This window comes from uncultured Mucilaginibacter sp. (genome assembly GCF_903913935.1).
Taxonomy (GTDB): domain Bacteria; phylum Bacteroidota; class Bacteroidia; order Sphingobacteriales; family Sphingobacteriaceae; genus Mucilaginibacter.
The window spans coordinates 1-9146 of record NZ_CAIWNH010000365.1 but is presented as its reverse complement, the minus strand read 5'-3'; the positions used below and the strand labels follow the sequence as shown (position 1 = coordinate 9146).

8 protein-coding genes are annotated in these 9146 nt (G+C 40.8%); 4 read left to right on the top strand and 4 right to left on the bottom strand.

All coding sequences use genetic code 11. The annotated features are described in order from the left end of the window. Positions 1-468: 468 nt before the first annotated feature. Both QZY09_RS14585 and QZY09_RS24760 read left to right on the top strand, forming a co-directional pair. Positions 469-897, top strand: a complete 429-nt coding sequence (locus QZY09_RS14585; RefSeq protein WP_295673529.1) for an antA/AntB antirepressor family protein — start codon at positions 469-471, stop codon at positions 895-897. 68 nt (positions 898-965) lie between these two features. Then, positions 966-1274 carry a helix-turn-helix domain-containing protein gene (locus QZY09_RS24760; protein WP_367119223.1) on the top strand — a complete coding sequence of 103 codons (309 nt, stop codon included), beginning with the start codon at positions 966-968 and terminating at the stop codon, positions 1272-1274. A 528-nt stretch (positions 1275-1802) separates the two neighbouring features. Here QZY09_RS24760 and QZY09_RS14580 read toward each other — a convergent pair. The 4 genes from QZY09_RS14580 to QZY09_RS14565 are packed head-to-tail and all read right to left on the bottom strand — an operon-like array spanning position 1803 to position 7929. Continuing rightward, a complete protein-coding gene (locus QZY09_RS14580) occupies positions 1803-4955 on the bottom strand; it encodes a type I restriction endonuclease subunit R (RefSeq protein ID WP_295673527.1) in 3153 nt (1050 codons plus the stop codon). An 11-nt stretch (positions 4956-4966) separates the two neighbouring features. Beyond that, the gene (locus QZY09_RS14575) at positions 4967-5179 is read right to left on the bottom strand and encodes a hypothetical protein (protein WP_295673525.1); all 213 of its coding nucleotides are present in this window, start codon (positions 5177-5179) and stop codon (positions 4967-4969) included. Continuing rightward, positions 5145-6398, bottom strand: coding sequence for a restriction endonuclease subunit S (locus QZY09_RS14570; protein WP_295673524.1), 1254 nt, complete (start codon positions 6396-6398; stop codon positions 5145-5147). The genes QZY09_RS14575 and QZY09_RS14570 overlap by 35 nt, the downstream gene beginning before the upstream one ends. Next, positions 6391-7929 carry a class I SAM-dependent DNA methyltransferase gene (locus QZY09_RS14565; protein WP_295673523.1) on the bottom strand — a complete coding sequence of 513 codons (1539 nt, stop codon included), beginning with the start codon at positions 7927-7929 and terminating at the stop codon, positions 6391-6393. Before QZY09_RS14565 ends, QZY09_RS14570 begins: the two co-directional genes overlap by 8 nt. A gap of 350 nt (positions 7930-8279) precedes the next feature. Between QZY09_RS14565 and QZY09_RS14560 the strand changes: the two genes are divergently transcribed. Both QZY09_RS14560 and QZY09_RS14555 read left to right on the top strand, forming a co-directional pair. Next, positions 8280-8786: a hypothetical protein gene (locus QZY09_RS14560; protein WP_295673522.1), complete on the top strand. Its 507-nt coding sequence runs from the start codon at positions 8280-8282 to the stop codon at positions 8784-8786. 10 nt (positions 8787-8796) lie between these two features. After that, positions 8797-9045 (top strand): hypothetical protein, encoded by a 249-nt coding sequence (locus QZY09_RS14555; RefSeq protein ID WP_295673520.1) that lies wholly within the window; start codon positions 8797-8799, stop codon positions 9043-9045. Positions 9046-9146: the final 101 nt, after the last annotated feature.

Genomic DNA, 9146 nt, shown 5'->3' with positions numbered 1-9146 from the left:
GTTCCAGTTGGGTCTTATTTTGGTTTAACCGGTTGGCGCGAACATACTCCCCAATCTGCGTGAGGTAGTAATGATCGCTTTTGGCGTAGATATCAATGTCGGCTTTCTCCATCTTTAAGTATAAAAAGGCTAATTAATGTTGCATAATTACAACAAATGTAACACATTATACGAAATGTGCAATACTTTTTGTTTGAAACAAGCAACATTAACTGGCAAATAAGCCATTAGTGATGCTAAAAACCAACACTTTGTATTTGGACAGATAGTTTTATGACGAAATGATTCCAAACGAATCAAGCCGTCTAAATCAGTTCGGTGATTAAGATAAAGTATTGATAATTAGGTAAATATTAAAGAACTAAAACACCATTTATCTGTTTTGCACATATTTGGTGCAAATCTTTTAGCGCCTTATAGATTGTATTAGTGGTACATTTGTTGAACCAAAATTAAAAAAATATCACAATGAGCAACTTAGAAGAATTAGTTTACCATTCAAGTTTACCGAAGCCAGAGGGCGATTTAATTGTATATGCACGAGTTTTACACAAACACTTAGGATGCAAAACAAAATTTACTTTATGGTGGAATGAGGTGCTTGAGTTTGGTTTTGACAGGGGAATAGATTTTGCTGAATACGAAGTAGAGAAAGGCAGCGGGTGTCAGACCGATTATGCGCTAACCCTTGATTGCGCAGCATCAATAGCTTTATTCGAAAAAAGCACAAAGGGCAACTATTTGCGTCAATGTTTAATGCAACGCATAAAGCAAGTCAAGGAAGAATCAATGAACAGCTTCACCGCAGAATATAATCTTTCTGATGATGCAGATGCCGCATTAGAAAGGCAATATGAACAAGAATGTCTTCGTAGTATGATGCATATTGTTAAATAATTTATCGGACCATTTATAAATTTAATAAAACCAAACAATTTTAAACCTAAAACAAAAACAAAAAAATCATGGCATTAAAAGTATTCGGAAAAGTAGATAAGCGCGTTATGCAGGATGCCCGGCTCTGTCCAACAGCCAAAGCGATATATGCTTATTTTACGTGTTATGCAGATAACGTTACGGGTAAATGTTATCCAAGTATAAGTACTATTGCAGGCGACCTTCAAATTAGCGATAGGACCGTTAGTCGCCACATTTCAGAACTAGTTGCGCTCCGGGTTATAGATAGGATTCCAACCCAGCGGATGTGGGCAACTATAACTCAAATAAACCACAGTGAGTATCTCCCCCCTTATGCAGATGCATTAGCAAGCTAAACAGTCTTGCTCTAGCTGCCACCAGTGTCATACATAACTATTGAGTCTATATAGACCCTTATAGATTGTATAGTTGGTGTGACACTCATGGCGGGTATGTAACCTTTAAACAATCAAAAAGCATCTCTTCAAATAATTTTAAAAAAGGCTTGTAGTTAGGATCATTAAATTATCTCCATCAAAAAATGCAAATCAAATTGCAGGGTTGATTCTTTTCCGGTAGAAATCAATTATTATTGTGCCAAGCGATACCAACTCGCGGTAAACATGTCCTTTTGCTCCAATACTGTATCTGTGACCAATAAGGTGGAATTAGTGTGCAAAACTTGTTATTAGAGTAATTTTTCTTAAAGCGGTTCCTGGATGTTTTATTGTTTTTTCTGTGGCATGGGAAATTCTGGTGATTTCAAAAAGAGATCCATGATCGATGATAACAGTTGGCTACTGACTCCTTTTCTACCGGCCTCCAAGGGGTTAAAAAATTAATAACTCGCTATTCAATTATGGATAGCGGTTTATATTAGTTACCTACACCAATTCCCCGGCAAACATTTCCGCTTGCTCCAATACGGTATCCGTGGCCCGCAGCTCATCATCAGGTGGGTATTTGTAGGAACGGAGGACCCGTTTTACTTCAAGCTTCACCCGGTCTTTGGCTGATTGGCGCACAGTCCAGTCAGTAGTGGTGCTGCGTTTTACGCGTTCAACCAGTTCTTTTGCTATCTGGACCAGCTGTTTATCGCCCATCATCTCCAGTGCGGATGAGTTACATGCTAAGGCATCATAAAAAGCCTTCTCAGCGTCTGTAAGGCCCATTGATTGCCCTGCCTCTGTTTCATGGTTCACTTCATGGGTGATTTCCAGCAGGAGTTCCATCATTTCCAGGGCGGTGATGGATTTGTTGTTGTACTTGTTTATCGCCGCCAATAATTTTTCAGTCAGGCTTTTATTGACCACCACATTCTTTTTAAACCGGATCTTGATTTGGTCAGATAAAAGCTTCTTTAAAAGTTCGATGGCCACATTTTTTTGCTTCATGTTGCGGATCTCATTCATGAAATCCTCGCTGAAGATGGAAACGGTTGGTTTGGCCAACCCCGCCTGGTCGAGCAGGTTAACAATACCATCCGTGGCAATGGCAGATTCCACCATGGTTTTAATGGTATCTTCAAATTCCTTCCGGCGCTGACCTGTTACTTCGAGATCAAATTTAGCCAGCCTGGCTTTTATTGCCTGGAAGAAGGCTACTTCTTCAGTTACCTGGTTGGCTGCAGGTTCAGATTTTGACAGCGCGTAAGCTTTACTTAGCGCGGTTACTTCTTTTATGTACCGCTCTTTTCCATTTTCTAATCCCAGGATATGTTCCTCTGCTTCAAGGATGATATCCATTTTACGGCCGGTATGCGCGGTAAAGTAGCCTGTGTATTCAAATCCATGATACATTTGCTGGATAATTTCCAGCTTGGTAAGCATCAGGTTTACTGCTTCAGCAATATCTAGGGTAATGGCGCCCTTACCATTATTTTCGGTATAGGTTTTTAAAGCTGCTTTAAGGTTGCCGGTTACCGGTACATAATCAACAATCAGGCCTCCGGGTTTATCATTAAATACCCTGTTTACCCGCGCAATGGCCTGCATCAGGTTATGGCCACTCATGTCTTTATCCAGGTAAAGGGTATGTAATACGGGTGCATCAAAACCAGTGAGCCACATATCAACCACAATTACCATTTGCAATGGATCCCTGCGTTCCTTTAGCCTGGCAGCGATCAGGGACCGTTTTTCTTTATTGCGGATATGATCCTGTAAAAAGCCATCATCAGAGGAACTGCCTGTCATGATCACTTTTATGCTTCCATATTCATCCCGGGTATCATGCCACTCAGGCCTTAATGCTACAATCTCATTATACAGGGCAACTGCTATCCTGCGGTTCATGGCTACTATTAATGCTTTACCATTAAAAACAGTGGCCCGTTCTTCAAAATGGGTGACAATATCATTTGCCACCAGCTTTAACCTTTCCGGGTGACCTACAATGGTTTCCTGTCGGGTCGCATTCTCAATGGCGCTTTTGGTAATGTATTCAGGTAATGGTTCGGATGCAAGCAGGAAGTCCGCTTCCATTTGGTCGGAAAGCAACTGATCCAGCTTTAGCCGGGCAAACCGGTTTTCATAATATATAGGTACTGTGGCGCCATCAATTACTGCGCGTTCAATATCATACACATCCACATACTCACCAAACACAGCTTTAGTGTTGCGGTCATTACTTTCTACCGGCGTACCCGTGAACCCTATAAAGGTGGCTGCTGGTAAGGCATCGTGCATGTGTTTGGCAAACCCATAAGCAATGTCGGTGCCTATTTCATTACCGGCCTCATCTTTAATGTACCTTACTTTTGCTTCAAAGCCATACTGGGTACGATGTGCTTCATCAGCAATCACGATGATATTGCGGCGATCTGATAATTGCTCAAATTTACTGACACCTTCTTCGGGCAGGAACTTTTGGATGGTTGTGAAGAAGATGCCCCCTGATCGCCTGTTGTGTAATTCTTTCACCAATGCCAATCGGGATTCTATTTGTACCGGTACCTGGCGCAGTAGTTGGGAGCAACCTGCAAAAGTTTCAAAAAGTTGCTCATCAAGGTCATTTCGGTCCGTGATCACGATTACGGTTGGATTATCCAATGTTTTGACCAATAAACCGGTAAAGAAGACCATGGACAGCGATTTACCCGAACCCTGGGTATGCCACACCACACCGCCTTTACGGTTGCCACCAATATTGCTGGCATTTTCAGTAGAGATAATTGCTTTTTTTACAGCAAAGTACTGGTGATACGCTGCAATCTTTTTTACCACCTCAATCCGGATGGTTTTTGTTTTCAGATCTTCAGCTTTTGTTTTCTCAAAAACTATAAAATTCAGGATCAGGTCAGTTAACACAGCTGGAATTAAAAGCCCATCCATCATCACGGACAGCTCACTGGTTCGGTTAGAGGCTAATGTTTTACCATCTGCCGTTTTCCAGGCCATGAAACGGGAGATATCACTGGTGATGGTACCCATCTTTGCTTCCAGGCCATCAGAGATGATTTCAAAACAGTTATAATAAAACAGGGAAGGAATAGCGCGGTGGTAAGTTTGCAGCTGCTGGTAGGCCTTATCAATAGTGGCATTATGATCAGAAGCATTTTTTAGTTCTATGACGATGATGGGCAAGCCATTGAGGTATAAAATAATATCAGGGCGTTTGTGCTGCCCGTTTTCAATAATGGTTACCTGGTGGGTTACATACCAATGGTTATTGGCCGGGGTTACCTCATCAACCAATTTGGCTTTTACGGTGCGTTCTTCCCCTTTTTGTAAATAAGTAACATCAATGCCATCAGTTAATAGGGCATGGAAATACTGGTTTCCGCTTATCAGGTCACCTTGTCCCGGCGTCCTTAACACCTCTTTAACGGCTTGCTGTAAAGTTGTAGCGGCAATATTGGGGTTGATGCGCAACAGGGCATCCAGTAAATGAGATTCGATCACTACATCGGCAAAACCTGACCGCAACTCTGTGGTATGGTCCGGGTCCATCTGCTCGGGTTTGATATAGGTAAAGCGTTTGCTTTGCAGTACCTCTATCACCCAAATTTCAATATCGTTTTCAATAATGCGTGTCATTGGGCTTCTGTTTAGCTTTTTACTAAAAAGTTCCTGTACCTCATAATGTATTGAAGTGCTCTTTTAGTCACCACTGCGTTATCTACCGATTTGTGTAGTGCTTCAATGGTGGCAGCATCCGTGCTATCAACATTACCAGTTTTCCCAATTTCAGCACTCAACAGCGAGAGCATTTCGGGGATAATTTTATCAAACTGCGCAATCAGGTTCGAGGTGTTGTTCATTTTTATATCTAACTTTTAAACTGCCGTTCATGAGTTTGGGTAGCATGGTATCCCGGATGGTTTCAAGCTGCTGAATTTGTTTGTTGTTATTTTCTATTTTTTCCTGTACGCCAAAGGCGAATCCATCAAACTTTTTGAGTAGATTATTCGGTGGCAATTTGATCTCGGTTTCTGAAATCTCACCCAAACTTAAGTTAGGCTGTACAGCGTGTACTATTTTGGAGTCCATTATTTCTTGTATGTAATCTGACTTCATTACATACTTCATGAATATTTCGCTTACGAGATTTTTGTTAACGCGTATTATAGCAACAGCTTGATTTGTATTTGCGGGTACTATACTTTGGGGAGCAATTGATGTTCTACCGATGGTACCGGCAATCGTAAATAATATATCACCGACTGATATTTGTGACCTTTTCAGTAAATCATGAGTAGCCTGGTCAATGTAGGACAATTTATCCTTGACGAATCCGCCGGTTTCGTTAAGGGTTTCGGCTTTTATGAAGTTGATTCCTTCGGAAGCGAATGCTTTACCCAATGTAGTGGGCGTAGTTCCCTTGGTGATTCGCTCGCAAATAGACTTTAACGTAACAGTTTCCCAACTATCATCCGCTTCTTCCACAAACCACTGCCTAAATAAAGTTTCAGCCAGTTGCTCCAATGTTTTATTGTTGCGGTGTAACAGGTCAATTTTATCATCTAAACTGCTGAGGACTTCGGCTATGGCTTCTTGTTCGGGGAGGGGCGGAAGAAAAAATTTATATTCAGTTAAAAGTTTCGGGGATGTATGCCTTATTGCAGTGCCAGTGGCCGATGAAATTACAAAAGCTTGATATTCAAATGTTCTCATTAGCCAATATAAAAACCATTTATCAAGTTTTAAGTCAAGAAACTGAACTAATCCAACACGTTGATTATGTAAATAAATATTTTCATCATTGGGCACAAGTGCTGAATACCCCAAAGTGTCACCATCTTGAGATAAGTCTGTCATGGTTACTATAACATCATTCGGATTGAAGATATATTCTTTAGGTGGGTTAATGTTGTTAAGATATTTTAATTTGTTTTTTTTAAATCCACCTCCAACAAAAAAATTACCAGGCGTAACTACGATGTATTTTGTGGGGTTTTCTGTAAATTCTGTTCCTTTAAAGGCATAACCGTGTTTGATTTTTATATGGTTAGCCAATGAAGTTTCTTTCCATTCACTCATCACCTGCCTCCTGTAACTTTGCAAGGTTAGCTTTTATACGCTCATTGAGCAATGCTTCATCCAGCATCTGTTTTTCCAGTTCGGCTTGCAGGGTATTAAACCTCTCAGTAAAGTTGAAATCATCCTCATCATCCGGCAAACCAATGTACCTGCCCGGTGTAAGTACATAATCCATTGCTTTTATTTCTGCAACGGTACATGATTTGCAGAAGCCAGGGATATCCTGGTATTCATCCCGGCTGTTTAGCCAATGGTGGTATGTTTCAGCAATCTGTGCCAAATCTTCTTCATTAAACTCCCGGGGGCGCCGGTTAATTAAATGCCCAAGGTTACGGGCATCAATAAAAAGCACTTCGCCTTTACGCAACCTGTTTTCGTCCCGGTTTAAAAACCAAAGGCATGCAGGGATCTGCGTATTTAAAAATAGCTTTGTAGGCAGGTTGATGATACAATCAACCACCCCGGCCTCCACCATATTGCGCCTGATTTCATATTCACCATTTTGTTTGGTAGTTAAGGCTCCTTTACTTAATACTATACCGGCCTTACCTTTTGGGGCCAGGTGGTATAAAAAATGTTGTAACCAGGCATAATTTGCATTACCGGCCGGCGGCACGCCGTATTTCCACCTGCCATCACTTTTAAGTAGCTCACCGCTCCAATCAGATACATTAAAAGGTGGGTTGGCGATTATAAAATCGGCTTTCAAATCCGGGTGGGCATCTTTTAAAAAGCTGCCCTCGCTGTTCCATTTTACCTGTTCAGGGTCAATCCCCCGGATAGCCAGGTTCATCACGCACAATTTCCAGGTGGTTTGGTTGCTCTCCTGCCCGTATATGGTAATATCATCAATGCGCCCCTGGTGCTGCTGCACAAATTTTTCGGACATGACAAACATACCACCACTGCCACAGCAGGGATCATACACTTTACCGTGGGTAGGCTCAAGCATGGCAATTAAAAGGGATACCACTGAGCGGGGGGTGTAAAACTGCCCGCCCTTGCGTCCCTCTGCCAATGCAAACTGGCCCAAAAAGTATTCATACACCACGCCAAACAGATCCTTACGTTGTGCTGCTTCATCGCCCAGGTTCATGTTATTGATGACATCAATCAATTCGCCCAGGGTTACCTTGTCCAGCTTTGATTGCGCGAACTGCTTAAACAGCACACCCCTGATTTTGGGATTGTCCTTTTCAATCAGGTCCATGGCGGTATCCACATCTTCACCAATGGTTGGCAGCTTGGCGCGGGAGACAATATATTTCCATCGCGCAAATTCCGGTACAAAAAACACATATTCTGCACTATACACCAGTTTATCTTCCGGGTCATCATAGGCATACACGCCTTCTTTGTTCAGGATCTTCTGGTGCAGCACATCAAAGGCATCAGATACGTATTTGAGAAACAGTAAGCCCAGCACATAGCTCTTATACTCTGCGGCATCGATGTTTTTACGCAGTTTGTCGGCGGTTAAAAAAAGGAGTTGCTCAAGGGGTTTATCTTCCTGTTTGTTTGTTGTGGCCATGTAGGGTTTATCTGTATAGGTTGGATTGTGCTAATATAGAGATAATATGCAATAGATGATGGGGTGATCAAAAAGCGGTAGGTCTCTGTTTAAATTTATTTTTAAGCCTGTGGAAAATACCTGTTAAAGTACCGGGTTTTTACTTTCTTAAATTGAGTATTTACTGTACCCCATTAGACAAATATAAAGATGACATTGCATTAATATTTTTTTGTAACAATTTATAAGTAACAGGCATCACATTGTTGATTATACAAAACAGTAACACCTAGGCGTTTATTTACGTAATAATAAGATAGGGTGTTTTCACCTGTTGCAATAGAAGATTAAAGTTCTTATCATTGTCGTCAATGCCAATTATAAGAACAATGTTTCATACGCAAGAATATAGCGAGCCATATTTATCTATGGCGCTTGCGTGTACGCGAGATGACGCCTGGTTGGGACATGGATATTATTTTTGGAAAGATGAGGATGACGCTATTTTTTGGGGACAGACAGCTAAAAAAAGAGTTAGAAGATATAGTATTTACTCTGCACAAATAGACTGTGCAGACGTGCTTGATACGGTTTTTGATGAAGAACATTATAATTTTTGGCTAAGATCAATTGATAAGGCTATTAAAGTTTTAACTATAAAATCCAATCGAAAACCGACTATTGAGGATGTAAATACATACTTTATTCAAAAAGGAGGTTGGGGTGAGAAAGTTACGGGTATATTATTCCAAGACATTCCATCAAATGAAACAATTTCTAAGGTTGTAGGGTTCTTTTATAAGAAGAGAATACAACTGGCTGCGTTTGACATTAAAATTATTACTAACTTTGCGCACCATTTTGATGGTGACTGTTAAAAAAAATATTATGCTTAACTTAAAAGAACTCGAAGAATCGTTGGATAAAGCCTTAGCTAGCGAAACATATGAGTCTGTCACTGATTGGTTTAAGGAGCGCGATAAAGAAAAAGCAAAAACCTTTATTGGCGTACAAGGCTACCTATCTAGTATGGGTTTAATTAGAGATAAAAATAGCAAGTCGCAATCGTCTATTATAAGTTCGATTGACCTGGAAATACCAACATCTACAAACACTTCTTTACCACTAGCTGCGTAATGGCTGTTCATAGGCAAGAAAATTTGAAGTTTAAAGGGGTAAGTTTTATATCCTTAAACTATAATTGCACAAAGCCCTATGATAATGAGGAGATCGTATTG

Coding starts and splice junctions, on each gene's coding strand:
- QZY09_RS14580 (WP_295673527.1), bottom strand. CDS start 4,955: ATGACACGCATTATTGAAAACGATATTGAAATTTGGGTGATAGAGGTA.
- QZY09_RS24760 (WP_367119223.1), top strand. CDS start 966: ATGGCATTAAAAGTATTCGGAAAAGTAGATAAGCGCGTTATGCAGGAT.
- QZY09_RS14555 (WP_295673520.1), top strand. CDS start 8,797: ATGCTTAACTTAAAAGAACTCGAAGAATCGTTGGATAAAGCCTTAGCT.
- QZY09_RS14570 (WP_295673524.1), bottom strand. CDS start 6,398: ATGAGTGAATGGAAAGAAACTTCATTGGCTAACCATATAAAAATCAAA.
- QZY09_RS14560 (WP_295673522.1), top strand. CDS start 8,280: ATGCCAATTATAAGAACAATGTTTCATACGCAAGAATATAGCGAGCCA.
- QZY09_RS14575 (WP_295673525.1), bottom strand. CDS start 5,179: ATGAACAACACCTCGAACCTGATTGCGCAGTTTGATAAAATTATCCCC.
- QZY09_RS14585 (WP_295673529.1), top strand. CDS start 469: ATGAGCAACTTAGAAGAATTAGTTTACCATTCAAGTTTACCGAAGCCA.
- QZY09_RS14565 (WP_295673523.1), bottom strand. CDS start 7,929: ATGGCCACAACAAACAAACAGGAAGATAAACCCCTTGAGCAACTCCTT.